This is a genomic window from Ochrobactrum sp. 19YEA23 (assembly GCF_029909865.1).
Lineage (GTDB): Bacteria > Pseudomonadota > Alphaproteobacteria > Rhizobiales > Rhizobiaceae > Brucella > Brucella gambitense.
This window is the reverse complement of sequence record NZ_JASAMQ010000006.1, coordinates 147,969-173,516: the sequence shown is the minus strand read 5'-3', so window position 1 is coordinate 173,516 and position 25,548 is coordinate 147,969. Positions and strand designations below refer to the sequence as shown.

Here is a 25,548-nt window from a genome sequence, read left to right as displayed (position 1 = left end):
CGATTGTCTTTTCATTAGTCCTTGCGGGCTTTTTTCACGATGTTCATGAATTCCTTGGCGCGCTCAGGATCGACCGCGTTCCAGGTATTGCCATCGACCTTTAGCGACGATCCGACAATGCAGCCATCGGCAATCTTGAGGATATCGGCAACGGTTGCATGACGCACGCCCGTATTGGCCAGTACCGCCGTGTTTGGCAGCACCCGCTTGACGGCTTCGAGGTCCGAAACATTAGCGGCTTCACCCGTGATCGTGCCCGACACCAGAACGGCATCCGGAATGGACGAAAAGACAGCCGAACGCGCCCGGTCGGGCAGGGGGCGGCGATCCATTGAATCAGCGAACTCAGCAGATACGTTATCCAGCATAACAAGATCCGAACGGCCAAGACGATTGCGATAGCGCATCGTTTCGCCCGCATTTGGCGTCCACGGCCCCATGTCGGAGGCGTAGGTACCGGTCAGGATTTCGCGCATGAATGATGCGCCTGTTGCTGTGGCCAAAGCGACCGAGCTTTTGGGGTCCCAGAGAACGTTGACGCCGAAAGGCTTTGCGATTTCACCACGCAGACGGCCGATGACATAGGCCATGGTTGCCGTGGAAGCGACATCGACAGCAAGTTCGTATGGACGGTCGTTTTCGTTACCGAACATGACAGCATCGACATCGGCATCCTGCAAGGCCGTGAGATCGCGACGCGCCGCCTCGACGATACCTTCAATACCTGCTTCCGCGTCGTAAAGCGGAGTGCCAGGCATCGGGTTAAGATGCACCATCGCAATGATGGGCTTCTTCGTCGGGAAAAGATCAAAAAACTTGCTCATAGTGAACCCCTTTGTTGTGACCGTCTTCGGGTCTATCCGGAGACGGCGTTAGCTTCGTATTCTTCTTCCGACCTCTGGTCGGTTGATCTTCATGTGGTCTGCACGCTCACATGTGAGCGCGCAGGATTGCCGGTAACTCTGCATAGTGATGCAGGTAATGATCGATTGGATTTCCAGCCTGTTCGGCCAAACCGTAGCCGACGACCTTCATGCCTGCGGCACGGGCCGAGATTGCTCCCGTCAAACTGTCTTCGATTGCAATCATCTCTGTTGGGTCAAGGCGCAGCCGCTCAGCCGCAGCCAGATAAGGCTCTGGATCGGGCTTGCCATGCAGCACATCGTTAATGCTGATGGAAAAGCGAAGTTTGTCTGCAATTCCAAGCGCGGCGATGTTGGTGTCAACAATGTTGCGACCCGAATTCGAGACGCATACCTGCAAAAGACCGTAGTCCATGGCAGCGTCCATCGCTTCAAGCACGCCAACTATTGGCCGCAGTTCAGCTGCATGGGCGATGTAGTGATCGCGAATGCGTTCGATCCACGGTGTAAAGCTCAAATCGGATGGCAGGCGCGGTTTGACCGCTTCAAAAACGGCATCCATATGGACCCCGCGAAAGCGTTCTTCTGGAATATCGCTGAGATCGGTGCCGAAATGCGCCGTACCGGCCAGAAGTGCTTTATGGTGAAGCGGCTCGCTATCGACGAGCGTACCGTCAATATCCCATGCGATGGCTTTGATTGTCATCGTCGTGATTACTCTCTGTAAAGCGGCTTGAGGTTGGTGTAGATCTCGCGGAAACGTTGGTAACCGCTGGCGTAAGTCGCCGCATTTTCGGGTCTTGGAAGAATGAAGTCGCCGTTTTCAACGAAAGCAGCAATTCCTGACCAGCCGTTGACTGCCTCGGCACCTACAGCCGCTGCCCAGGCTGCGCCAAGCGACGAGCCGGGATGGCCCTTCAGTTGCCGGATTGGAGCCTGCAAAACATCTGCCACGATCTGCATCCATACGCGGCTGTTCGCGCCGCCGTCGGAAGCGAGATACTGGTTGGGGCGGTGTCCCATATCCTGAAGCACTTCGATATGGTGACGTGCAGCATAGGCATAGGATTCAAGCAAAGCCCGCCAAAGATGGCCGACCTTGTGATTGAGGCTGAGGCCGGTAATGGTGCCTCGGGCGAAGGGATCGTGGATTGGGGTCTTCTCGCCAAGAAAATACGGCACAATCGCCACGCCGTCAGCGCCGGCATCGATTTTCGCGGCAAGCGTATCGAGATGCTGGTGCAGGCTTAAACCAGCATCAATCGCTGCTTGTTTCTCGCCGCCTGCAAAGTTTTCGGCAAACCAGTTGAGGCCGGAACCACCAGTCGACATGCAACCATTCGGCATATAAAGCCCCGGCACCAGATGGTAGTCGAGGAACATGCGCGGATCGGGCGCGGCCTTTGCCGTTGCAACCAGAATGTCGAGTGCACCACCAAATTTGAGCAGTACCTGACCTTCTTGCGAAACACCTGCCGCAAGTGCGGAAGCGATCATATCAGCAGCGCCGCCGACCACCGATGTTCCTTCTGCAAGGCCTGTTGAGAGGGCCGCAGTTTTGGTTATCGATCCCATGATCGCATGAGATGAAACCTTCGCGGGAACGGCCGACAAAGGCAGATGGGTGAGACCGATCAGTTCGGGTGATAGCTCATTGGTTGCGATATCGACAAAACCAGCTTCAAGAGCCCAATTCTGTTCGATCCGCCGTTCGCCCGTTAGCTTCCAGTTAATGTAATCATAGGAGCCGAACACGGTTGCAATTCTGGCAAAGACCTCCGGTTCATGCCGTTCGATCCAGCGTAGCTTGGTGGCGACAAGCTGCTGGTTTATGCCATTGCCAGCTTTGGTAATGAATTCGGCTTCATCAATTTCATTGCGTAGTTCCGCGACCTCGGCGGCAACGCGTCCATCACTTTGCTGGATGCTGGGGCGGAGGACCGCGCCATTCTCATCCAGAAGAACAACGGCTGGCAACATGCCAGTGACGCCGACACTGACAATATCTGACGCCGACACACCGGCAATCTCAATCAGCTCCTCAGTAATGGCGCAGCAATTGCTCCACCATTGTTCTGGGTCCTCTTCCGCCCAGCCGGGCTGGCGTGACGTCAGGGTAACGGGCCTGGATACAATACCAAGCACTTCGTCCGGAAGTCGCACGAGAATGCCGATCGTAGAGGTGGTGCCGATATCAAGACCTAGAACACAGCTCATGGAAATTTCCGGTCAAATGCCTGTAACGGGGGGAGCGATAATGATCTCGACATTCGCTCTGGAAAGCGCGCTGGCGATATTGGGAGGCGGGGCCGCGTCACTGATCAGGGTATCGATCTCGTTGAGGTCGGCGATCCTGATGAGCGACATGTGGTTGAACTTGGCGCTATGGCAGAGAAGCACCTTGCGATTGGCTCGGCGCAGGTAAACCCGCTTCAGGTCACTGTCTTCCGGCGAATAATCGAAGAGGCCGTCTGCTGTAATGCCTGAAACGCCAATAAAGGCGATATCAAACCACAGGCGTTCAAATTCATCGCAGGCTGACTTGCCACAGATGGAAAGCTCTTCACCGCGGATCTGACCCGCAGGGACATAGACTTCGCGTTGTGCGCCGCCGAGAAGCTGCGCGGTCCGGAGGCTGGAAGTAAAAAACTTGACGCCCACGGTGTCGCACAGGGCTTCCGCCAGCAGATAGGTGGTGGAACCGACATCAAGCGCGACACTCATACGGCGTTCAACAAGCTCCAGCGCCTTGGCGACGATGCTCATCTTTTCAGGATTGTGTTCGCGGAGGCGGGCCGAAAAGGCGGGCTCTTCGCGGTCGAGAAACGGTTCGGGTGCGTCCTCATCGATAACGGCCCCGCCATGGGTCCGCACCAGCAGGCCATCGCGTTCCAGTTCAACGAGATCGCGCCGAATGGTCATTTCTGAAACGCCGAGTTCGGCAGCGATATCAACAACCTGGAGAAATCCGCGCTTACGGGCGGCGTCGACGAGATGAGCATGGCGAACGCGGGCAGGCAGCCGTTTTGCTTCCGCTGGCTGGATGTCCCTTTGCTTGTCCGTCATGCTTTCCTCCGGTGGTTCGACCAGGCATTCAATTTATTCATTAGGAGAAGGATCGAACAAAAGCAATCGTAAAAAAACATAAACGAACATAATTTTATGTATTGCCAACATAATCAAACAATGAATATGCTTTTTCGCGATCGATAACATTCGTTCCGAGGGTGAACAAAATGACAAACGCTGCAATGCCGGGCAAACTGGCCAGCGAACTGAACGGAAAGCGCGCCATTGTGACGGGTGCTGCTTCCGGCATAGGCAATGCGATTGCGCGTGCATTGGCGCGCCATGGCGTTCGCATTGCTATTGCCGATATCAACGGTGATGCTGCGAAGCGCGCTGCTAGCGAGCTTGGCAGCGATGCTGTCGGACTGGCGATGGATGTCAGCCAGCGCGCGTCCGTTGAGGCAGGCTTCGAAGCGCTGATCGCCCAATGGGGTGGCCTTGATATTGTCGCGGCAAATGCCGGTGTTTCAACGATGAACCGTGCCGTTGACCTCACTGACAAAGAGTGGGACTTCAATTTCGACGTCAATACACGCGGCGTATTTCTGACCAATCAGATTGCGGCCCGTTATTTTCTCGCCAGCGACACCAAGGGCGTGATCGTCAACACGGCGTCGCTCGCCGCCAAGATTGGCGCACCGCTTCTGGCGCATTACTCGGCAAGCAAATTTGCAGTTCTCGGTTGGACGCAGGCCCTGGCGCGGGAACTCGCGCCGAATGGAATTCGCGTGAATGCGGTTTGTCCCGGTTTCGTGAAAACCTCCATGCAATCGCGTGAAGTGGAATGGGAGGCAGAACTGCGTGGCATTACACCCGAACAGGTCATTGCCGATTACGTGTCGCAGACCCCACTTGGCCGTCTTGAAGAGCCGGAAGATGTCGCCGAAGTGGTTGTCTTCCTCTGCTCGGATGGCGCGCGCTTTATGACCGGACAAGGCATCAATGTGACCGGCGGCGTCTATACGACCTAGTACGGACAAGGCGCTTCACGCCAAGCGCGAAGCGCCCACGAACAAGAATGGCTGACAACGTGCAGTCACCTCCAGGGGAATAACGGCGGTCGGCTAAAAATGGCCCGTGTCGCTGATCGTGCAGAAGGGTAGACCTGAATGGCGTCGATCGAACTAGAACACGTCTCCAAACTATACGCCAATGGCGCCTATGGGGTGCGTGATGTCGATCTTAAGATCGAAGATGGCGAGTTTGTGATTTTTCTCGGCCCGTCTGGTTGTGGGAAATCGACGACATTACGCATGATTGCAGGGCTCGAGGGTATCACCTCCGGCGACCTGCGTATTGGTGGTAAATCCGTGACACGGCTCCCGCCAAAAGATCGCAATGTTGCGGTCGTGTTTCAATCTTATGCACTCTATCCCCATATGAGCGTGCGGCAGAATATGGGCTTCGGTCTTAAGATGCGTGGCGTGCCCGCCGCCGAGATTGCCGCCAAGGTTTCCGATGCTGCCAATATGCTGGGGCTGAACAAGTACATTGATCGCAAACCCGCCGCACTGTCCGGCGGGCAGCGCCAGCGCGTTGCGCTCGGTCGTGCGATTGTCCGCGAGCCCAATGCGTTTTTGCTCGACGAACCGCTCTCCAATCTTGATGCCCAGTTGCGTGCTGAAATGCGGCTTGAACTGGTCAAGCTGCATCGCAGGCTTGGCAAGACTATCATCCATGTGACGCACGATCAGGTCGAGGCCATGACCATGGGTGATCGCATCTGCATCATGCGCGACGGCGTGATGGTTCAGGTGGGGGCTCCTCTGGAGGTCTATGCCAATCCTGCCGATACGTTCGTTGCAAAATTTCTGGCAACACCGCCGATGAATCTCATCCCCGTGCAACTCACGTCATCTGCCGATGGCGAATTGCAGGCGAAGGGTGAGGGTGTGGATATCCGCATTCCGGCGATGCATAAACCGCATTATGCGGCGAGCAGCGGCAAACCGCTTCTGCTGGGCATCAGACCCGAAGACATTTACGAAGCCCAGAACAATCCCGATTGGCAGCCGCTTGATCTGACTGTCGTTGCCGTCGAAAAACTGGGCGTGGAAACTGTTGTCATCGGGCAGATCGGAAATGACAGGCCGCTGGAACTCAATGCCCGCGTGAGCCGCCACTTTACCGCTGAAGTCGGGCAACAGGTACGGTTGTTTATCGATACAAGACCGATGCATCTCTTTGATGCCGAGACCGAAAAGGTGATCAAACGACCGCCGTTAGAACCCGGCCTTGTGACGGTCTAGGAGATGGCGATGCGCAAGATAGTCATCCATACGGGCCTTTTCGTCGTATCGCTTGCGATCCTGTTACCATTGCTGTGGACATTGCGAACGAGTTTTGTGCCAGAGCAGATGGCCTATTCCACAGAACTGATGCCGCAGTTCACCTTCCAGAACTATGTGGATCTGTTCACGCAAAAGCGCTTTGGCGTCTATTACCTCAACAGTCTGATTGTGGCGACGGGCTCTGTGCTGCTCGCTTTGCCCTTTGCGGCTATGACGGGCTATGCCTTTGCCCGCTTCAAGACCGGCGGTCCGCTGGCCCGCTTTACGGTGCTTGCCACACAGATGCTTCCGCCCGTAGCGATTGTCTTGCCAGCCTTCATGTTGTTTCGCTCGGTGGGTATGACCAATTCTGTGCTCGGCCTGACGATTGCATATGCTGCTATCAATCTGCCATTCCTGATCTGGATTCTCATGGGTTTCTTTGAGGGTATTCCTGTCGATCTGGAATGGGCCGCGCAGACAGATGGTGCCAGTGCCTGGGGTGCGTTCTGGCGCATCGTCGTGCCGGTTTCACTGCCGGGTATCGCGGCAGCGGGTGTGCTGGGTTTCATCCTTGCCTGGAACGAATTTCTGTTCGCACTGGTGCTAAGCGGCCCGGCGACAGCGACCGTGCCTGTCGGTCTTGCCTCTCTGCAGACGTCCAACGGAGTTCAGATTGCGAAAGTGGCGGCTGGCGTCATTCTGGCTATTTTGCCTCTCGTGATTGCATCGCGTTTCATCCAGCGCTTCATCGTGCAGGGACTCACATTCGGCAGCGTCAAATGACGCCAAGATAAATTGCATGCGGGTAAACAAAACAAAGGGAACCACGAAAATGCTGAGATATGGGAACAAACTGATGGCAGGCGTCAGCCTGCTTCTTCTGGCGGGTGTGGGATACGCACAGGCGGAAACCGTCACGCTGCGCGCACTGATGGAAGATGTGCCCGAGACGCACATCATTGAAAAATTGTTGCCGGATTTCGAGAAAGAAACCGGCATCAAGGTGGAATTTGAGAAGGTCGGCTATGGTGATATGCATGACAAGCTTGCCACGCAGCTTGTTTCGCCGGAGAGCTATTACAATCTCCTTGAGGTAGACTTCCTGTGGGCGGGCGAATTCCCGGCTGCCGGTTGGTTGACCGATCTGAAGCCTCTTGCCGAACGCGACAAGCTTGATCTGTCCGAGTTTATCCCCTCGACGCTGGATCTGCTTGGCCGGACCGATGAAGCAATGCCGATCCTGCCGATGTATAATTACTCAATGGGCATGCTTTATCGAAAAGACTTGCTGGAAGATCCAAAGCTCAAGGAAGCCTACAAGAGCGAATTCAATGCTGAGCTGAAGAAGCCCGAAACGCTAGAAGACTATGTGCAGGTCGCCAAATTCATGAAGGCGAAGGCAAATGTGGCTGGCGCGGCCATGCAGGGACAGCGCGGTGACCCGAACAGCATGGAGTTCTCCAACTACTTGTTCTCGGCAGGTGGCGGCTATCTCGACAAGGACCGCAAGGTTACGCTCGACAGCCCGGAAGCCGTCAAGGCGCTGACGCTGTATGTTGATGCGATCAAGAATGCAGCCCAACAAGGTGCACTGTCCGCCACGCTGGACGATACGATGCGCCTGATGTGCAGCGGCGATGCTTTCAGCATGGTCACCTATTGGTGGATGCTGCCTCAGATGGACAATGCCGAAAAGTGCCCCAATGTCGCTGGCAAGGTTGGTCTTTCCGTGATGCCGGGCGGCCATGGCGAAAGCGGTGGTTGGGGTTGGGGTATTCCAAAGAACGCATCGCCGGAAGCACAGGAAGCAGCCTGGACGTTCATCAAGTGGGTCCAGAGCAAGAAGATCGGCGTTGCACGTGCACTTGAGGGCCATGCCCCGGTCAGCGAAGCTGTCTACAAGGACGCTGAAGTCCTGAAGAAGTATCCGTTCTATGAGCAGGCTCTGGATGTAGTCGCTTCTGGAAAATCGTTCCCGATATTCGCCTATTCGGCACAGTATGAAGATGTGCTCGGTACACAAGTATCGCAGGCGGCAGGTGGCGAGATTACGCCAGACGCAGCCATAAAGGCAGCCGCTTCCGGTCTGGAAGACCTTCTCAAGAAGTAACACTTTTGCCGCCCTGTCTGTTGAAGGGGAGGGCGGCAAAAAATCTTCAGTTTCATCCCGCCGGCATTCTAGGAAACGTTCGTATGTCCACGTCCACCACTGCAATCGACCGCACCTGGAAAACTGGTTGGGCGTTTTCCCTACCTGGCCTACTGACCCTTGCCGTCGTCATGGGGTTGCCGCTTCTTTATGCGGTGCTGATGTCGATTTCCTCGATGACGCTGATGCGGCCATCACTGTTGCCGTTCACTGGCTTTGAAAACTATGCGCGGATCATGAGCAACGCGCAGTTCTGGAGTTCTCTGTGGCTGACGGTCAAATACTCGATCGTCACTGTGGTTGCCGAGTTCATACTCGGGCTGGGGATCGCGCTCATGCTGAATGCTGTCGTGAAAACCAAGCCTATCTATTTCGCAATCCTGACCATTCCTATGGCTATGTCTCCGGTCAGTGTCGCCCTTATCTGGCGCATGCTGTTGCAGCCCAATCTGGGCATCGTGAACCACATGATGGAGACCATTGGCCTGCCAAGGCTCGACTGGCTTGGCTCGTCAGACCTCGCGATCTGGTCTATGGCGGCCATCGATATCTGGCAGCAAACGTCCTTTGTCGTTTTGATCCTTGCGGCTGGACTGGCTTCGCTTCCGCGTGACCCTTACGAGGCGGCAGAAGTGGACGGCGCGGGCAAGATCGAACAGTTCTGGTATCTGACCTTACCGATGTTGCGTCCCGTTGCGGCTATCGCCATCATCATCCAACTGATCAATGAGTTCCGCACGTATGATCTGACCTATGTTCTCACAAAGGGCGGCCCCGGCACGTCGACGGAAGTCTTGAGCTTCTTCGCCTATAGACAGGCGTTTCTCGGGCTCTCCCTCAACGAGGGTTCGGCAGCAGCATTCATCCTGCTTCTGATCGTGCTCGTCATAACAATTGTCTTCTTCTGGGTTCTAGAAAACAGACGGTTTCGGGACGTCGGCTAACCTTTAGCAAGACTATGCATTTTCGGCCTTACTTCATTTCGGGCAGAAGCAACCGTTCAGAACACCAGTTCCAAACGGCATCGACGGCCTTTCTCGGTGAGGTCGAGCGTTTGCGGATAAGGTAATAATCTGGTTCTATCATGATTGTAGGCTCGGCCACTTGCACCAGTCGTCCGGCCGCCAGGTCGGACGCAACGAAGGCTCTACATGCGAGAGCGACGCCTTGACCGGCAAGAGCAGCATCCAATGCAAGCGCCGTCTGGTTGAACATCGCACCCGGCAGTTTTCCTTTTGAGCCGAGAAGTTCGGGCCAGTGATTATGCGCATCGTGTAGGAGCGGCATTTCCCGAAGCTGTTCGCTTGTCAGCGGTAACGGACGTCCATCGATAAGATAGGGGCTGGCGACAGCCACCAGTTCCTGGCGAAACAGTAACTTTGCATCAAGTGTAGATGGAAAAGGCGGACGGGTGAGGCGCACCGCAATGTCCACATTGTCTCGATCAAAATCGGAAATGGTCTCCGTTGCAACTGTGCGTAGCTCCACGCCTGTAAGATCGGCATGAAGTCTTGCCAGCCTTGGAATGAGTAGTTTCGCCGCGACAGTTGGCGTGACACTGATCGTAACAGTCTCCGGTCGGTCGAGAAGCCGCCCAGTCGCTTCTCCTAGCGTGTCAAAGGCGCGGGTCACATCCACCAGATAGTTCGCGCCTTGCGTGGTTAAGGCAAGTCCACGTGGCAGGCGATGAAACAGCGTAAGACCGAGATGATCCTCCAATGCCCGGACCTGTTGCGCGACCGCGCCTTGCGTGACGCGCAATTCGTCCGCCGCGGCGCGGAAATTCAGTCTGCGGCCCGAAGCTTCAAAGGCGCGCAGGGCATTTAATGGAGGCAGTTTACGGCGTGACGGGTTCATGGAATAGCCTGTAGATTTTCTACAGTATACTGCGTTTCTTTCTGGCGCGAAAGTCTGCTCGAAATTTGGCATACTATGCTCAATATCGAAACAATGGAGCCTTTGATGTCTGGAGAAAAAGTAGCAATCATCACCGCTGGCGGTTCCGGCATGGGCGCTGCGGCTGCACGCAAGCTGGCGCAGGACGGATATCGCGTGGCGATCTTGTCTTCATCCGGCAAGGGCGAAGCGCTAGCGCAGGAACTGGGCGGCGTGGGCGTCACCGGCTCAAATCTGGTCAATGACGATGTGAAGCGACTTGTCGATCTTGCGATGGACAAGTGGGGCAGGGTGGATGCTCTGGTCAATTCTGCCGGTCACGGTCCGCGTGCGCCGATCCTCGAGCTGACCGACGAAGACTGGCACAAGGGTATGGAAGTTTATTTCCTGAGTGCCGTGCGCCCGATCCGTCTGGTAACGCCGATCATGGAAGCGCAGGGCGGCGGGGCTATCGTCAATATTTCGACGGCATGGGCCTCCGAGCCTTCGGCAATGTTCCCGACTTCGGCAACATTCCGGGCGGGTTTGGCGAGCTTCACCAAGATCTTCGCAGATGACTATGCCGCCAAGAACATCCGTATGAACAATGTGCTGCCCGGTTGGATCGACAGCCTTCCGTCTACCGATGAGCGGCGCGATAGCGTGCCGATGAACCGCTATGGCACGGCAGAAGAAATCGCCGCGACCATCGCATTCCTGGTGTCCGACGGAGCTGGCTACATTACAGGGCAGAACCTGCGCGTTGACGGTGGCGTGACCCGGTCTGTTTAATCGAGCCTTAGCTTGACCAATCAAGAAGTGGTGCCGGCAGTCAGGCCAGCGCCGCTTCTTATCGTATGGAGAGACGCAGAATGGATAATGCCGACGAGGTAGAGCTTGCTGCCTGGGCCCAGCTTGAAGCAGCGGCCGCTTCTCCAGAATCCGGCTTTCGTTATGTAAACCTCTGTTCGGTCGATGCCGACAACATCCCGCAGGCGCGAATGGTTGTGCTGCGGCGAACTGATGTGGTCGGACGCGTTCTTGAGTTCCATACGGATACGCGCAGTGCCAAATGGCGTGAGCTTGACGCGCATCCTCATGCGACAGTGCTCGGTTATTGTTCGCAGACGCGCTTGCAGCTTCGTCTGCAGGGAATGGTCGTGCTTCACGCGCAGGGTAGCGCGGTGGCCGAAACGGCTTGGGAGCTACTACCTTCATGGACACGTGCGACCTATACAGGAGGGCCACCCGGAGACGAGCTTGCCTTTGCGGTAGACGAAAAGTCATTCGTAACGAAACCTGCAAACGATGCAGACGGTATACTCCACTTCGGGGTGTTGGCTTTCCGCGTCGATACGCTGGACTGGTTTCAGCTTCGTCGAGAAGGTAATAGCAGGGCGAGATTTAGCTATGACCTCTCTGGTGCTATTATAGTGTCACAATGGATCAATCCGTGATGCAATATCAAAGGCACGGTGATGTTCAGGCCAATATCCGAATGAACAAGCCATCTATTTTGTTTTCAATCAATACAGTATAAGAATTAGCTATGCTTAAATAGTATACTTTTCCAAAGAGTAACGCGGCACGGAGATGTCGATGAGCGAGCAGCTGATCAGAAAAACTGTCCTGGCATTCGTGTTATCTGGTTTCGTTGTTGGAATAATCGCGTACTTCATGGACGTCAGGATCGTTGAACCCAGTCAGGTTTGGACGATCAGCACGCTTCCCGTTATTGCAACCCTCGGCTTTTCCATAATCAGGGATTTGCGCGCCGGGCGTATGGGCGTTGACCTCATCGCACTCATATCCATGATAGCGGCGCTTTTCCTTGGCGAAACGCTGGCCGCCATTGTTGTGGCGATCATGTATGCGGGGGGCACCGCGCTGGAAGATTTTGCGCGTGGCCGGGCCGAACGCAGCCTGACCGCTTTGGTCGACCGATCTCCACGCGTGGCGCATCGCAAGGGTGGTGAAGAGTTTGAAACGATCCACGTCGATCAGGTGGCAGTCGGAGATGAGCTTCTTGTGCAAAGTGGCGAACTGTTGCCGGTCGACGGCATTCTACGCGACGACAGCGCCCTTATTGATGAGGCAGCGGTAACCGGCGAACCGCTTCCTAGACGATTTTCTTCCGGCGACCAGCTGCATAGCGGCACCATCAATGCTGGTGAAGCATTTTTGATGCAAGCGACGGCTTCCGCGGAAGCAAGCACTTATGCCGGGATCGTGCATATGGTGACGGCTGCTCAAACGGCGAAGGCGCCATTTATCCGTCTCGCAGATCGCTTTGCCATCTGGATGCTGCCTTTCACATTAATTCTGTCTGGACTGGCTTGGTATTTTTCGGGCGATCCGGTGAGGGCGCTGGCAGTTCTCGTTATTGCAACGCCTTGCCCTCTTATCCTTGCCGCTCCTGTCGCGTTTATCGGTGGCCTCGCGCGCGCGGCGCGGGCTGGCATCATGATCAAGGGCAGTCCGACACTCGAAGCGCTGGACAGCATCAAGGTCGCATTTTTTGACAAGACTGGCACCTTGACGGAAGGCGGGGCGCATCTGGTTGACACTGCCACGGCGCCCGATCGGAATCCGGATGATATTCTCCGGCTTCTTGCTTCTCTGGAACAGGCATCACAGCACGTTCTGGCTGATCATATTACTGCAATCGCCCGTGCAAAGGGCTCAGTGCTATCGACACCTGAAAATGTCATTGAGCACAGAGGCTCGGGCATGGAGGGAATAGTAGAGGGACAACGACTATGCGCCGGAACGAGAGAGCTTGTTTCGCCTGATGCATTGCCTCTGTGGGCAGAGGCGGCTGTGGGTCGATTTGAAAAGCAACCGGTCTTGCGCGTCTATGTTTCACTCAATGGTGAACTTGTAGCGGTCTTTACCTTCGGCGACGCCATCCGGCCAGATGCCAATGCAACACTCGTTAAACTCAGATCGCTCGGTCTGTCCCGCCTTATCATGATCACGGGTGACGATTATAGTTCCGCCAGCCCGATAGCAAAGGCATTGGGCATTGATACGGTTATTGCAAAGGCAAGTCCTGCAGAAAAACTTGATGCAATCAACGCCGAAAAGAACACCCTTCCGGTTATGATGATCGGGGATGGCCTGAACGATGCCCCCGCGCTCGCAGCTGCAACGGTGGGTGTGGCCATGGGTGTTCGCGGAGCAACCGCATCAAGCCAAGCCGCAGATATTGTGATCCTGGGGGAAAAATTACATCCTGTCGCCGAGGCAGTGACAATCGCCCGCAGGACGCGCAGCATAGCATTGCAGAGCATCCTGTTCGGCCTTGGCCTTTCTTGTGTCGGAATGATAGCCGCTGCCTTTGGGTTAATTCCTCCACTCGCAGGCGCGCTGTTCCAGGAAGCAATCGATATTGCAGTTATTCTGAACGCTTTGCGTACGCTTCGCGCACCATCCTAGATTTTGAAAGCGGCCGACTAAGAACCAGCCGCTTCCGTTGACGTCCACTATGATCGCGCCTTACAAACCGATGCTCGACCGCATTGTTTCCAGTCGTTCCATGGCAATAACACCGTCTGCAATATTCGGTGCGGCGGTATCTTTACCTTGAAGTGCTGGGACCACATCTGCGAGCAGGGAATGATAACCCTTCGGGTCCTCATTGGCGGCTGCTGTGAAGTTCGGTTTCCATGTGAGCGTATCACAATCGCCTGAAAGGGTGGCTTTTGGATCGTCAATCTTGAAGACCGGGTTGCGACTCCAGCGCACGTCGATGACGTTATCCACTTCGATACGCTGATGATCGCCCATCAGCTCGATACGCTCGACTGGTGTACCGCGTGACTGAATGGTTCCCATCGCGATCGTACCAATGGCTCCACATTCGAAATCAAACGACGCGTGAATGAGAAGCTTTCCCGGTTCCTTCTCAACTTTCTTGGCTGTGAGTTTGCGGACCGGAGAAACAAGATGGGAAACGAGATCCATATAGTGGACGCAGTGATGCAGAAAGAAGCCGGTATAGTCGACATTTCCCGCAAAGTAGCCGGGGGCCGTCATGTAATAACCAGTCATTCCCAGAACGTCACCGAATTGGCCAGATCGAATGATGTTTGCGGCAATCTTGTTGCCGATCGAATAGCGCTTCATGAAGCCAAGCAAGAGCGGCTTCTTGGCTTTTTCGGATGCCTTGAGAAGTTTGCGCGCCCCTGCTGCAGAACCAGATGGGGGCTTTTCCATGAAGACGGGCAGCCCACGTTCCAGCGCCGCCTTTCCAAACGCCAGATGCTGATCGGGACCAACGGCCATGCCGATGGCATCCAGACCTGGCGTATTCAGCAAAGTCTCTACGTCACTGGTAAGCGTGCGGACGCCAAACTGTCGTCCTGCACTGGCGAGGCGCGCCGTGTCTATATCGCAAAGGGCAGCGATCTCGACATCATAGCGTACAAGCTGTGGCAGCAGCATCTGAGTTGCGTGCACACCGCAACCAATCCAACCAATTTTAAGGGTCATCGACGATATTCCGTAAGAAGAAGATGGCTTTTCATGAATGCGGTACTGGCCGCAAGACGGTCGCTTTCGTCCTCATGCGGAGCACGCCATTGTGCGAACGGAACGCCGAAGCGGTCGTCCTGCCGGCGGAAAGGTTCCAATGAAATAGGGCCAGTATAGCCGATATCGTGAAGCGCACGACAAACGGCAACCCAGTCTGTGGCGCCCGTGCCAGGGAAGCCACGGTGATTTTCATTGGCCTGAAAGTGAACAACCAATTCGCCAGCCAACCGGATCGCTTCGGGGATCGAGCTTTCCTCCATATGCATATGGAAAGTATCGAGCATGAGTTTCACCGCGGGCTGATCGACAGCATCCAGCAGCTCGATGGCTTGTTGGGTGGTGCACAGAACGTCGCTTTCGAACCGGTTGAGCGGCTCAACCGCCAGCAGGACATTGCTACCTTGAGCATGTTGACCTGCATTCTTCAGAGCCTCGACACAGCTGTCCTTGCGCCGCAGACGTTCGTCTTCCGAGACAGGCTGTGGCGGTCGTCCAGCAAAGACAAGCGGATTGCCGGTCAGAGGTCCTCCCACAACCTGTGCACCGAGCGCGTGCGCACAATCGACGGTGTATTTGAGGTAGTCGATACCTCCCTGATAGGCTTTGGCATCGGAGGACGAAATATTGCGCTCAAGATTCACACGAGCTGCAAGAACGACACCAAGCCCTGCATCATCCAGAGCCTTGCGCGTTTCTTTCAGATCAAGCTCGCCAGGCTCTGGGACCAGTAATTCGACGAAATCGAAACCATGCTCTCGCATCTTATGGAACAGGGGGAAGTGCTCGGCCGTGAAGGGGCGTGCATATTGCATTGAAATCAACCCGATGGGGTTCATGGTCTTTCCTCAATTGAATAAAGAACAGGTAACGATTGAAAGCATCAGCCTTTGACTGCCCCTTGCGTGAGACCGCCGATAAGCCGCTTTTGAACGAGCAGAAAAAGCGCTGTTGCAGGCATAGCGCCGACAACCGCGCCTGCGGCCAGCAAACCCCACTCAATCTGGTATTCGCCGATCAGTGTCTGAATGGCGACGGTAACGGGACGCACATTGCGACCACCAAGCGTCAGCGCGTAGAGGTACTCATTCCAGGCCGTGATGAAGATATATATGCCGGTGGAAATGATGCCTGGCATCATGAGCGGCAGGACAACGCGCCGAAGAGCCGCCAGCCTCGAACAGCCGTCGATCATGGCTGCTTCATCGAGGCTTTTCGGAATGGCTGCAACATAGCTTGTCAGCATCCAGACCGAAAAGGGGATAGCAACGGTCGCATTTGCCAGAATGAGCCCGAAATAAGTGTCTAGGATGCCATATTTGCGCATCAGAACGAACAGCGGAAGGATCAACAACACAATCGGAAACATGTTGATCAGGAGAAACTGCATCATGAACAGCTTGCGCCCGATAAAGCGGAAGCGGGAAAGCGCATAGGCTGCGGTTACGGAAACAGCAAGACCAAGGACTACTGTGCCGACAGCGATAACAAGACTGTCGAACATGTTCTTGTAGAACTGCGCCTTGTTGAACAGGCGTTCGTAGTTATCGAGGCTCCAGCCTGGTGGGGACAAGGCTACGCCACCAGACGAAAGCTGTTCAGTCGGGGTCAGAGACGTCAGTACCATCCAGACAAATGGTGCAAGAGCGAAGAGCACGATACACGCGACGGGCAAGTCGGTCGTCAGAATGCGCCTGAGGGTGCTTTGACGTCTCATTTTTCCACCTCACGCATCGTACGTCCAAGGTAAAGAACCACGATCACGCCGAGCAACAATGTGAAGGTGACCGCGATGGATGTGCCATAGCCAAAATCGAGATTTTGTCGCGCTTTTACGAATGCGTAGAGAGGCAACGTATAGGTTGAATAGCCAGGACCGCCTCCTGTCATGACGAATATAACGTCCATCGAATTAGCGACCCATATGACGCGCAGCAAACCTGCTGTTGCCAGCACCGGAGCGATGCCCGGGAGCGTGACATTCACAAACTGCCGCCACGGGGACGCACCGTCGATAGCCGCCGCCTCGTACTGGCTTTTGGGAATACCCTGTAAGCCAGCAAGGATCATGATTGCGAAGAACGGAAAGCCCTGCCATGTCAGTGTTGCGATGATGGCATATAGCGCGATGTTTGGATCAGCGAGCCAGGGAACAGCATGGCTCACGACCGAAAGATTGAGCAAAATCTCATTGAGAACGCCGGTATTTGGGTCGTATATCCAGCGCCACATCAATGCGATGACCACACTGGGAAGAGCCCATGGGATGATGACCAGGGCGCGCGCCAGACCGCGCCAGGGAAATTCCCTGTTGAGCAGCAGAGCGGTCAATAAGCCCAGTCCCATCTGAAGTGGAACCGTCAAGCCGATCCAGATGCAAGTGTTCCAGAATGCCGCCCAGAACACCGGATCTTGAAGCAGCTTGATGTAATTGCCGATCCCCACAAAGGCCGTTGCTTTGGGCTTGAACAGCACGAGATCATAGAAACTCGTCCAGACCGCCTGAAGCATGGGCAGGAAAACAATCACTAAGGTGACGATCACAGCAGGGCTCAAGAGCCAGTAAGGCAGCAGCGTCTTCTGTCGGCGACGAGCGACTTTCGGTACGCTGGCAAAGGAGGGAATGGCGGACATAGGCTATCTATCCATACTCATAATCGCGGAAGCTGGCGAAAAGACTTTTGAAGAGATTACGTGGCGACACTCAATTGAGAGCATCGCCACGCAGGGCAGTTAGTTCTGGAACAGCTTGTCCAGTTCCTGCATCATTTGCTCGGAAGTGATTTGGCCGGTTAGTGCCCGCTGCATTGCGGTCTGCCACGCAGTATTGACGAATTCCGATGTGCCTTCATTCTGCGGCAGAACATGTGCGAAGGGCAGCGAAGCCACAGTGGCATCGACGAACCGGCGCTCATGAAGTTTCCAGTCTCTGGAGCCGCTTTTTGTCACCGTCATCTGGCCGGTCGCACTGTTGAAGGAGACGTTGTTCTCACCTTCTGCAAGGAAGGAAATCCACTTCCATGCGGCGTCCTTCACCGTCGAGGATGAGAAGATCGCGAGGGATTCATCGCCATAAGATGTCCAGCGATTGTTTGCGCATTCAGGCACTGGTACAGCTGACACCTTGTCTCCAAGGGCAGCGACAAGGTCCTTGGAAGAGCCGATGTGATGAATAGTCATAGCAGTTTTGCCGCTCTTGAAAGCAGCGATGATTTCCTGGAAACCGTCATTTGGTGCCGATGGAGGAATGACCTTGTCCTTCTGGAACAGATCAATCATCCACTGATTGGCGGAGATCGCCGAAGGTGTGGTCAGTCCTCCGGGCTTTAGTTCAGCGCCCTGCGAGAACACGAAGGCACCCCATTGGTCCCAGCCACCCTTGCCGCCACGCAGACCAAACCCATAACGGTTGGGAGCATCTGTCAGTTTGATCGCCGCATCGCGGAAATCTTCACAGGTTTTGGGCGGCTCCAGCCCTGCTTCCTTGAAGAGGTCGGCGCGATAGTAGAGATAGAGGACAACGTACTGAATAGGCAAGTAATACTGAGTGCCGTCCGCGGCTTTGTTCAGCTCAAGAAGGTTGTCGAGCAGATCGCTTTTCCCCGCCCAGCTATCGATGCGTTCACTCAGTGGCTCCAGCGCGCCCATCTCGGTCAGCCGAGGCTGTGCAAACAGCTTGACCATAGCAGCGTCCGGTGCACTGCCGCCGACGATCGAAGTATAAAGATTGTCGTAATAGCTATTCCAAGGAATGTTCTCGGCTTCGATCTTGATGTCGGGATTGGCTGCTTCGAACTTGGCGATCAATTGCGACATCGGATTTTCCGGATTGTCGAAATGATACCAGAAACGGACGGTTTCAGCGGCTTGCGCCGATACAGTCAGTGCAGCGGCAAATGCCGCACTGAGCATAAGAGATTTCAACATGTTATTCCTCCCATTTAATGTTGTGGCCTCTCCCGATCAGGCCATGCGGTTCAATGCCTGAGCTGCGTCCTCCAACGCTTCTCCGGCTGCCGCGAGTTCATTCGTGTATTGCAAGAAGCCGTGCACGACCCCTTGGGTGATTGAGAATTCGTCTTTACGACCGATCTTGAGAAGCCGCTCGTGCAGCAGGACCGTATCGGAGTAAAGGGGGTCAATCCCGGCGGCTGTAAGATAGAGCGGCGGAAGACGTTCAAGCGCTGCATCATCGGCCTGCAAGGGGCAGGCCAGTGGATTGGATGCGATGTCGTTTGAAGCCGCGTACCAACCCCAGTAACGCTTCATTCTATCTGTTGTCAGGCCCGGGCCGTTCTTGAAAACTTGATAGGATGGCGTTTCGAAATCCATGGCATAATTACCATAGAAAAGCAGAGCACCTTGAGGAAGCGACCTGTTGTTTTCCACCTCGCTTAGCATCGCCGCAAGTGAAAGGTTCGCCCCTGCCGAATCTCCGGCAATATAAATAGGCCCGCTTAATCCATCGATCTGGCCGCCGAGCAATGCACGCAATGTACCGATGACATCGTGAAGACCGGCAGGGAAGGGGTTCTCAGGAGCCAGTCTGTAATCGGGCAAAACCACGGTTATTCGCGTCTTTTCGGCAAGAACACGCGCAAAGCGTTCGTGGGTGCTCGGGCTACAGAACGCAAAGCCACCGCCATGAATAAACAGGATGGTCCCGGGCTGCTGGTTTTCCGGTTCGAGGACCAGAAGCGGCGTCTCCTTCGAGCCAACAGACGGGTCGGCAGCGACACTGATCGACCGCACAGCATGCATTCTGGGAAGATTGACGTTCCAGCGCGTATTGTTCTTTTCTGTTTGCGCACGGCCTTCAGCCGGAGGCAGCGTCATCGGATCTGGAGTGGCCGACAATTCAACCGCCAGCATTTCCAGCAGTTCCTGCATCTCCGGTTGGAGTTCACGATTGAGAGTAGGGGCTGTCATGGGCGAGCCTCATCTGGGAAAACTGCCGGACCAAAATCGACAATCGTCGCTATATGGTGCCCCATAGCTGATTGAGCCGCGACAGCGTCGCCCGCTTCGATGGCATCGATGATGGAGCAATGACGCAATGCCGTTCCACGCAGGTCGCGCTCACCTCGGCTCTGCGAAATCTTGAAGCGGTGATTGTGCACCAGGCAGCGGTGGAGAATGGGATTGAGTGCCGGAAGGTCCGCTTCCTCGAATATGCGTCGGTGAAAGTCACGGTCAATTGCCGCAAGGCTATATTCGTCTTCCTCATCGGCAGCTTGCAACATCGTGTCCAGCATGATCCGAAGATCGTTGGTCAGTTGCTTCGATTGCCGGGCCATGACGCGCAAAATACCGTTGCATTCTATGGAATTGCGCAGCCGGAACATCTCTACGGCTTCGTCAGGCGTGCAAAGTGAAACCTGTGTACCTCTATGCCCTTGCCGCAGAACAAGACCTTCTTCCTGCAACTGAAGCAGCGCTTCTCGCACGGGGCCCTGGCTACACTGAAAATGCGCCGCGATCTCCAACTCTGTAAGATTGGCTCCAGCCGGCAATGTTCCAAGCATGATATCCTGCTTGAGGGCTTCAAACACGATTGCTGCCTTAGGTGGTCTGCTCTGAACGAGTTTTGATGAAAAATAAGCCACGCTGATAACCGCGCCTTCTTGCGCTTTGCCCGAATTATCATTATTGATAATAATATTAATAAATGACGTCAAGCAGAAACTCTGGGAGGAGAGAGCATGATTGCCATCGCATTGGAACGTATCCAGAAATCCTACGGCACCCATAAGGTGATCCAGGATCTGGATATTCAGATTGAGAGCGGTGAATTCGTTGTCTTGGTCGGTCCCTCCGGTTGCGGCAAATCAACCTTGCTCAGAATGATCGCCGGCCTTGAGGAAATATCGGGAGGTGAGCTGAAATTCGGCGACACCGTGGTCAACGACCTTTCGCCGTCGGAACGCAATATCGCGATGGTATTTCAGGATTATGCGCTTTATCCTCATATGAGCGTTGAAGAGAATATGGCCTTTGGGCTCAAGATGCGGGGCGCCAACGACAATGATCTGTCGTCTCGTATCAACGCGGTGGCGGAGACCCTAAAAATTGGTGAGTTTCTTGCACGGCGTCCAGCACAGCTTTCGGGTGGTCAGCGCCAACGTGTGGCGATGGGGCGCGCAATTGTCAGGCAACCGAATGCGTTTCTATTCGATGAGCCTTTGTCAAATCTCGATGCAGCATTGCGTGTGGAAATGCGGCTGGAAATTGCGAAGCTGCATAGGACCATCAAGGCTACGACAGTTTATGTGACGCATGATCAGGTTGAGGCTATGACGCTGGCCGACCGGATTGTGGTTATGAACCGCGGAAATGTCGAACAGATCGGAAAGCCTCTCGATATCTACCGCAATCCTGCAAGTCTCTTTGTTGCGCAGTTTATCGGCAGTCCAACGATGAACGCTATCCAAGGCACGATCAGGCAGCAAGGCGACGAAGGTATTGTATTCGAGTATGGCGCAAATAACATCATGCTTCCCATAACCCGGGTAACGGCTTCCTACCCCGATCGTGTCACTGTGGGTATTCGCCCGGAAGATCTAAAACCATGCACTTCAGAAGAGGCATGGTTTACCGGCGAACTGGCTGTTGTGGAACGTCTTGGTAGTCAAATCTTCGGCTATATAGAAATTGGCCAACCGAAGATGTTAACGGTCGAGTTTTCGAGAGACAGCGAGTTGGATGTCGGCCAGATCGTGCATGTGACCGGTGATCAGAACCGGATACATTTGTTTAATGGTTCATCGGGCAGGCGCATTTAGCTGCCATGAACTCCCTGCCATTCAAATCTGCAACCTAGGGTTTCCCAGCAAGCTGACTTTCGAGAAGAGTGAAATTCCAATTTTGTAGAAACAGGACACTTTAACCTCGCGATGTGAGTTCATGCTGAACCGCGACTTTTAGAGTTAGAGTTTATTCATATCGATGTCTGTTTGCGACAAGTTTCTGACGGAAGATCTCTGCCGGTGTTTTGTAACCCAGACATTTGCGCGGCGTATTGTTGAGGCGACTGCAAATGAATGTCAGATCCCGGTCAGTTATTGCCAGCGGATCGATGTCTCTTGGAAGCCAGCGTCTGGTGCGTCTGTTGGTGTTTTCGACAGTGCCTTTTTGCCAGGGTGATTGTGGGTCGCAAAACCATGTTTGCGATCCGATACCGGCTTGCAGATAAGCCCATTCCGTGAACTCGGTGCCCCGATCAAAGGTGATCGACCGACGTGCAATATGGGGAAGGGGTTGCAGCACGGTAATCAGTCCATTCATGACAGCACGGGACTGACGATCATTGTTGCGCAACAGGACGGTAAAGCGGCTGACCCGTTCGACCAGAGACGTTACATTGGCCTTGCCGAACTTCTTGCGAAACTAGATCAAATCACATTCCCAATGCCCAAACTGTTTGCGTTTGGCCACTACGTCTGGACGGTGCAGGATGCTCAGTTCCGGCGAAAAACGGCGTCCATGACGTCGTCTTGCATGTCGTGGCCGTCGTTTGGTACGGCGCTCGGGCAGATGCTTCCAAAGCCCATCTTTCCGACCCTCGGCAGAATAGACAAACTGATAGATCGTTTCATGGCTGACAGAAATGGGGTGACGTTCCAACCGCATTCTGCCGGCAATCTGTTGTGGAGACCACCCATGGCTTATGCGGTCGACAACCGATTGACGCAAATGAGCAAAACGAATGAGCTTGCGTTGCCGCGATCGCCGCTCACGCGCTTTCTGATCCGCAACCGTGCAGTAATAGCTGGTCAGATCCTTGATCTCATCATCGTTAAACTGATTGCGCTTGAGCTCACGGAAAATGGTTGAACGGTGACGGCCAAGTTTCTCGGCGATAGTTTCGACAGAAATATTTGCCATACGCCAGCGCGCGATCTTGCGCCGCTCATCCAAGTCAATATGCGAGTAGGTCCTTTGCATGACAGGTTCCTTGCTTGGGATAACTCATTGTTATCGCTTGCAAGTCGCACTTCAAGCTAGAACCCACCCGACTACACTATTGGATCGCGTAATCTATCTTATGGAACTTCCAAAAATTGCTTAGCCAAAGGAAGATCGTTCAGTCAACGTAATCAGTTATCGCCCATTGCAACAACTTCTGTGCGATTGCGTCCACTGTTCTTGGCTGTGTAAAGCGCCTTATCCGCACGGATCATGACGTCGTCGAACTTAGCTGGTGCGCTCCGGATTACAAGACCGATCGAAACAGTCACTGATATCGACGTATTCTCTATCGCAAACATACTCTCAGCTACGGCGTTTCGAATATGCTCCGCTGCCAATTCAGCATTGAGACTGCCTTTCTCACCAAAGATGATGACGAATTCCTCGCCGCCCGTCCGAGCGATAAAGTCGTCCGCTTCCAGGACTGCTTTCAACCTCTGCGCAAGAGTTTGAAGAACAAGATCGCCAGCAAAATGACCATAGGTATCATTGATCGATTTGAACCAATCAATATCCAGAACTGCAACAGCTCGATGCTTGGAAGTTTCGTCGCCGGATTCGATAATCGACGTGCCATAAGCGATCAGTGAGCGCCGGTTGGGCAGATCCGTCAGATAGTCACGAGATGCAGCATTCTGCCAACGGCGCTTTACCTGATCGGAGCACATGAGCAGGAATGTCGTTGTCCCAATGACAGGCAGCACCGATAAGAAGACTGGCGTGACGCTGTTCATCCAATGGGTGTTATCCGCTATCGTAAAGTTTGCCTGGGTATCAAGAGAGACATACAAAATGGCGCGAAGAATAGTGGTGAATGCTGCCATCATATAGATGACCGCCATCGCAAAACGGCTACGGGACTGATACTCCGCTGAATGTTCTTTGCTGATCAGTATCGACGTGGAGGCCAGCATGATGCTGGCCCAGAGAACCGATACGATGACCACACGTGCTTTGATGTCTGGAGCAACGACTATATAATAAAGAAATGCGAGCATACCGAAAAGCGGCACCAACAGCACATTTGAGTAGAGCTGTAATCCGTGAAAGCGTCTTATGGCCAGATGGTACATGCTGAGCGCTATAACGAGCACTATATTTGCTACAATAACCGTGAAATTTTTGGGTAAATAAACCTCGGCCGCGAAAATTCCACAGCCGAGCGCAACGAGAAGCGTTGCCCATTGCCAGATGCGGGCAGCCGGGCGCAACGCGGCTGGAAAATCGGAAAGAATGGCGCTCAGAACACCACCGTTCGCAAGAATGATCAGCATGACTGTAATATAGACTGACTTTGCGTCCATGCCCCGCCCCTCTTCGATACTGAAGAAGTCGAAATGCCCCCCAGGTCGCCAGAATTCTTATGTAAATAAGTTTATAATTTCAAATCAATTGTCAAATGGCAAGTATTTTCCCGCCGTTAATGACAACTATAATCTATAGTAAAATCGTATGCTGAACAGCCAAGCTTTAGCTGTTCAGCATTTTCCGCATGCGTTTATTTTCTATGCTGAGCTTCTCGGCTAGCTGCCGCTTTAGCGCGACATTCTCTGCTTCTAGCGCAGCCAGTTCATCCAGAATGTCAACTGTGGCCTTAGGTACCGGCTTGACCTTCACCGGCTTGTCAGCAAGCGTCTGCAAGCGACGGGGAGCGTTGAGCTTTTTCCTGGTGCGGGCAGAAGAAGTCGTCGCTTTGGCAGCGGCGGGCTTTTGGGTTTCCTGCGGAGCGACTTCTGTTTCAGCCGCGATGGTTTCCGGTGTGTCTGCAACAACAATCTTCGGCTCGACAACTGCCTCCACCTGAGGCGTTGGCTCAAGGATTTTTGCTGCAGGCTGACTGCTGGTTTCGGAAATCGCGGGCTGCGTTGGTTCGACAGGTGCTGGTGCCTTGCTGTCCTCTTCCACGTCCCGTGCAATCGACTTCAGATCGAGATTGCCCCAAAGCGAGTTGCCGCCCTTACGTGCACGTCGGTTCTTATATTCAACGACAACATTGCGGATTGGATTCTTCATCCGAAAATAGCTTTCTTAATCAATTTCTATGGAGGTTCCCCGGCAGGTACTACGCTCTACCTATAGATTTCATCCTCGGTTTTCAACAAACAATCGAGACATATAATAGATCAGCTCACCATGCTCATTTGAGGGCATCTCTTCACAAAGTGTCAAAGTAATGGCACTTATAGTTGCATTAAGCATTGTCCCATATATTCGGCGACCGGAAAGCTTACCCGAGTATCAATCCAGGAGAACCTGACCATGGCTGATGAAACCATTGTAGAAGCAAACCAGACCGCTGCAGCTGAGCCAGCAAGCGCCAAGCCGAAAACCCGCGCACCGCGCAAGAAGGCTGAGCCCAAAGCTGCTGCCGCAAAGCCAGCTGCAAAAGCGGCGAAGGCTCCTAAAGCTGCAAAGGCTGCTCCCAAGGCCGTCAAGGCTAGCACAGCAGCTGTTGTTGCTCCGGCTGGTCGTCAGGTAAAGCGATATACGCCTGCAGAACGTGCTTCCATTCTTGCATCTGTCGAGAAAGCCACCAAGGGCGGCAAGATCACATTGAAGGCTGCACTGCAGCAGGCTGAAGTCAGCGAACAGACCTATTACAACTGGAAGAACGCTGCTGGAAAGACCGCAGCACCGGCAGCTGCCGCAAAGGCATCTTCGACGAGCGACGATCTGAAGGCGCTTGTGGCACTGGAAGCCGAAAACATCAAGCTGCGCAAGGAACTGGCTGCGAAGCTTCGCTCCGAGAACACCGAACTGCGCAAGCGTCTTGGCAAGGCATAACCAACAGCATTCAAAACGCTGAACCAAAAGACGC

Annotated in this window: 24 protein-coding genes and 1 pseudogene; 10 read left to right on the top strand and 15 right to left on the bottom strand. The window is 54.3% G+C overall.

The genetic code is table 11. The annotated features are described in order from the left end of the window. Positions 1 to 14: 14 nt before the first annotated feature. The 4 genes from QBD01_RS16435 to QBD01_RS16420 all read right to left on the bottom strand — a co-directional run bounded on the left by QBD01_RS16435 (position 15) and on the right by QBD01_RS16420 (position 3,929). Positions 15 to 824: a BtpA/SgcQ family protein gene (locus QBD01_RS16435; protein ID WP_182521447.1), complete on the bottom strand. Its 810-nt coding sequence runs from the start codon at positions 822 to 824 to the stop codon at positions 15 to 17. Positions 825 to 930: 106 nt separating this feature from the next. Further along, positions 931 to 1,569: an HAD family phosphatase gene (locus QBD01_RS16430; RefSeq protein ID WP_280993708.1), complete on the bottom strand. Its 639-nt coding sequence runs from the start codon at positions 1,567 to 1,569 to the stop codon at positions 931 to 933. A gap of 8 nt (positions 1,570 to 1,577) precedes the next feature. Continuing rightward, positions 1,578 to 3,080: an FGGY-family carbohydrate kinase gene (locus tag QBD01_RS16425; RefSeq protein ID WP_280993707.1), complete on the bottom strand. Its 1,503-nt coding sequence runs from the start codon at positions 3,078 to 3,080 to the stop codon at positions 1,578 to 1,580. A gap of 12 nt (positions 3,081 to 3,092) precedes the next feature. After that, positions 3,093 to 3,929, bottom strand: a complete 837-nt coding sequence (locus QBD01_RS16420) for a DeoR/GlpR family DNA-binding transcription regulator (RefSeq protein ID WP_280993706.1) — start codon at positions 3,927 to 3,929, stop codon at positions 3,093 to 3,095. A 170-nt stretch (positions 3,930 to 4,099) separates the two neighbouring features. On the opposite strand from QBD01_RS16420, the gene QBD01_RS16415 reads away from it, so the two are divergent. The 5 genes from QBD01_RS16415 (at position 4,100) to QBD01_RS16395 (ending at position 9,298) form a co-directional block, all read left to right on the top strand. Next, positions 4,100 to 4,903, top strand: coding sequence for an SDR family NAD(P)-dependent oxidoreductase (locus QBD01_RS16415; RefSeq protein WP_280993705.1), 804 nt, complete (start codon positions 4,100 to 4,102; stop codon positions 4,901 to 4,903). A 138-nt stretch (positions 4,904 to 5,041) separates the two neighbouring features. Then, a complete protein-coding gene (locus QBD01_RS16410; RefSeq protein WP_278376185.1) occupies positions 5,042 to 6,181 on the top strand; it encodes an ABC transporter ATP-binding protein in 1,140 nt (379 codons plus the stop codon). Between the two features lie 9 nt (positions 6,182 to 6,190). After that, positions 6,191 to 6,988: a carbohydrate ABC transporter permease gene (locus QBD01_RS16405; RefSeq protein WP_182521442.1), complete on the top strand. Its 798-nt coding sequence runs from the start codon at positions 6,191 to 6,193 to the stop codon at positions 6,986 to 6,988. Between the two features lie 49 nt (positions 6,989 to 7,037). Beyond that, a complete protein-coding gene (locus QBD01_RS16400) occupies positions 7,038 to 8,315 on the top strand; it encodes an extracellular solute-binding protein (RefSeq protein WP_280993704.1) in 1,278 nt (425 codons plus the stop codon). A gap of 83 nt (positions 8,316 to 8,398) precedes the next feature. Continuing rightward, entirely contained in the window at positions 8,399 to 9,298 is a 900-nt protein-coding gene (locus QBD01_RS16395; protein WP_138785591.1) for a carbohydrate ABC transporter permease, read from the top strand. A 28-nt stretch (positions 9,299 to 9,326) separates the two neighbouring features. On the opposite strand, the gene QBD01_RS16390 is transcribed toward QBD01_RS16395, so the two are convergent. Further along, positions 9,327 to 10,211 carry a LysR substrate-binding domain-containing protein gene (locus QBD01_RS16390; protein WP_280993703.1) on the bottom strand — a complete coding sequence of 295 codons (885 nt, stop codon included), beginning with the start codon at positions 10,209 to 10,211 and terminating at the stop codon, positions 9,327 to 9,329. A 105-nt stretch (positions 10,212 to 10,316) separates the two neighbouring features. Between QBD01_RS16390 and QBD01_RS16385 the strand changes: the two genes are divergently transcribed. From QBD01_RS16385 to QBD01_RS16375, 3 genes are all read left to right on the top strand, one after another. Next, positions 10,317 to 11,021 carry an SDR family oxidoreductase gene (locus tag QBD01_RS16385; RefSeq protein WP_280993702.1) on the top strand — a complete coding sequence of 235 codons (705 nt, stop codon included), beginning with the start codon at positions 10,317 to 10,319 and terminating at the stop codon, positions 11,019 to 11,021. An 80-nt stretch (positions 11,022 to 11,101) separates the two neighbouring features. Beyond that, positions 11,102 to 11,686, top strand: a complete 585-nt coding sequence (locus QBD01_RS16380; RefSeq protein ID WP_280993701.1) for a pyridoxamine 5'-phosphate oxidase family protein — start codon at positions 11,102 to 11,104, stop codon at positions 11,684 to 11,686. A 142-nt stretch (positions 11,687 to 11,828) separates the two neighbouring features. After that, complete coding sequence (locus QBD01_RS16375; RefSeq protein ID WP_280993700.1) at positions 11,829 to 13,667, top strand: heavy metal translocating P-type ATPase; 1,839 nt, start codon at positions 11,829 to 11,831, stop codon at positions 13,665 to 13,667. 60 nt (positions 13,668 to 13,727) lie between these two features. Here QBD01_RS16375 and QBD01_RS16370 read toward each other — a convergent pair whose 3' ends face one another. The 7 genes from QBD01_RS16370 to QBD01_RS16340 form a co-directional block, all read right to left on the bottom strand. After that, positions 13,728 to 14,723, bottom strand: coding sequence for a Gfo/Idh/MocA family oxidoreductase (locus tag QBD01_RS16370; RefSeq protein WP_280993699.1), 996 nt, complete (start codon positions 14,721 to 14,723; stop codon positions 13,728 to 13,730). After that, positions 14,720 to 15,601: a sugar phosphate isomerase/epimerase family protein gene (locus QBD01_RS16365; RefSeq protein ID WP_182521435.1), complete on the bottom strand. Its 882-nt coding sequence runs from the start codon at positions 15,599 to 15,601 to the stop codon at positions 14,720 to 14,722. The genes QBD01_RS16370 and QBD01_RS16365 overlap by 4 nt, the downstream gene beginning before the upstream one ends. Before the next feature lie 44 nt (positions 15,602 to 15,645). Continuing rightward, the gene (locus QBD01_RS16360; RefSeq protein ID WP_280993698.1) at positions 15,646 to 16,479 is read right to left on the bottom strand and encodes a carbohydrate ABC transporter permease; all 834 of its coding nucleotides are present in this window, start codon (positions 16,477 to 16,479) and stop codon (positions 15,646 to 15,648) included. Beyond that, the gene (locus QBD01_RS16355) at positions 16,476 to 17,396 is read right to left on the bottom strand and encodes a sugar ABC transporter permease (RefSeq protein WP_280993697.1); all 921 of its coding nucleotides are present in this window, start codon (positions 17,394 to 17,396) and stop codon (positions 16,476 to 16,478) included. The genes QBD01_RS16360 and QBD01_RS16355 overlap by 4 nt, the downstream gene beginning before the upstream one ends. Positions 17,397 to 17,495: 99 nt before the next feature. Beyond that, a complete protein-coding gene (locus tag QBD01_RS16350; RefSeq protein ID WP_280993696.1) occupies positions 17,496 to 18,689 on the bottom strand; it encodes a sugar ABC transporter substrate-binding protein in 1,194 nt (397 codons plus the stop codon). Between the two features lie 36 nt (positions 18,690 to 18,725). After that, positions 18,726 to 19,691, bottom strand: coding sequence for an alpha/beta hydrolase (locus tag QBD01_RS16345; protein WP_280993695.1), 966 nt, complete (start codon positions 19,689 to 19,691; stop codon positions 18,726 to 18,728). Continuing rightward, a complete protein-coding gene (locus QBD01_RS16340) occupies positions 19,688 to 20,512 on the bottom strand; it encodes a GntR family transcriptional regulator (protein ID WP_280993694.1) in 825 nt (274 codons plus the stop codon). Before QBD01_RS16340 ends, QBD01_RS16345 begins: the two co-directional genes overlap by 4 nt. On the opposite strand from QBD01_RS16340, the gene QBD01_RS16335 reads away from it, so the two are divergent. Continuing rightward, complete coding sequence (locus QBD01_RS16335; protein ID WP_280993693.1) at positions 20,465 to 21,544, top strand: sn-glycerol-3-phosphate ABC transporter ATP-binding protein UgpC; 1,080 nt, start codon at positions 20,465 to 20,467, stop codon at positions 21,542 to 21,544. The two genes, QBD01_RS16340 and QBD01_RS16335, sit on opposite strands and share 48 nt — an antisense overlap. A 151-nt stretch (positions 21,545 to 21,695) precedes the next feature. On the opposite strand, the pseudogene QBD01_RS16330 reads toward QBD01_RS16335, so the two are convergent. The 3 genes and pseudogenes from QBD01_RS16330 to QBD01_RS16320 all read right to left on the bottom strand — a co-directional run bounded on the left by QBD01_RS16330 (position 21,696) and on the right by QBD01_RS16320 (position 24,743). After that, positions 21,696 to 22,706, bottom strand: a pseudogene (locus QBD01_RS16330) (IS30 family transposase). 152 nt (positions 22,707 to 22,858) lie between these two features. After that, positions 22,859 to 24,034: a GGDEF domain-containing protein gene (locus QBD01_RS16325; RefSeq protein ID WP_280993692.1), complete on the bottom strand. Its 1,176-nt coding sequence runs from the start codon at positions 24,032 to 24,034 to the stop codon at positions 22,859 to 22,861. Positions 24,035 to 24,200: 166 nt separating this feature from the next. After that, on the bottom strand, positions 24,201 to 24,743 hold the full coding sequence (locus QBD01_RS16320) for a hypothetical protein (protein WP_280993691.1): 543 nt from the start codon (positions 24,741 to 24,743) through the stop codon (positions 24,201 to 24,203). Positions 24,744 to 24,989: 246 nt separating this feature from the next. Between QBD01_RS16320 and QBD01_RS16315 the strand changes: the two genes are divergently transcribed. Continuing rightward, positions 24,990 to 25,514 (top strand): transposase, encoded by a 525-nt coding sequence (locus QBD01_RS16315; protein WP_280993661.1) that lies wholly within the window; start codon positions 24,990 to 24,992, stop codon positions 25,512 to 25,514. Positions 25,515 to 25,548: the final 34 nt, after the last annotated feature.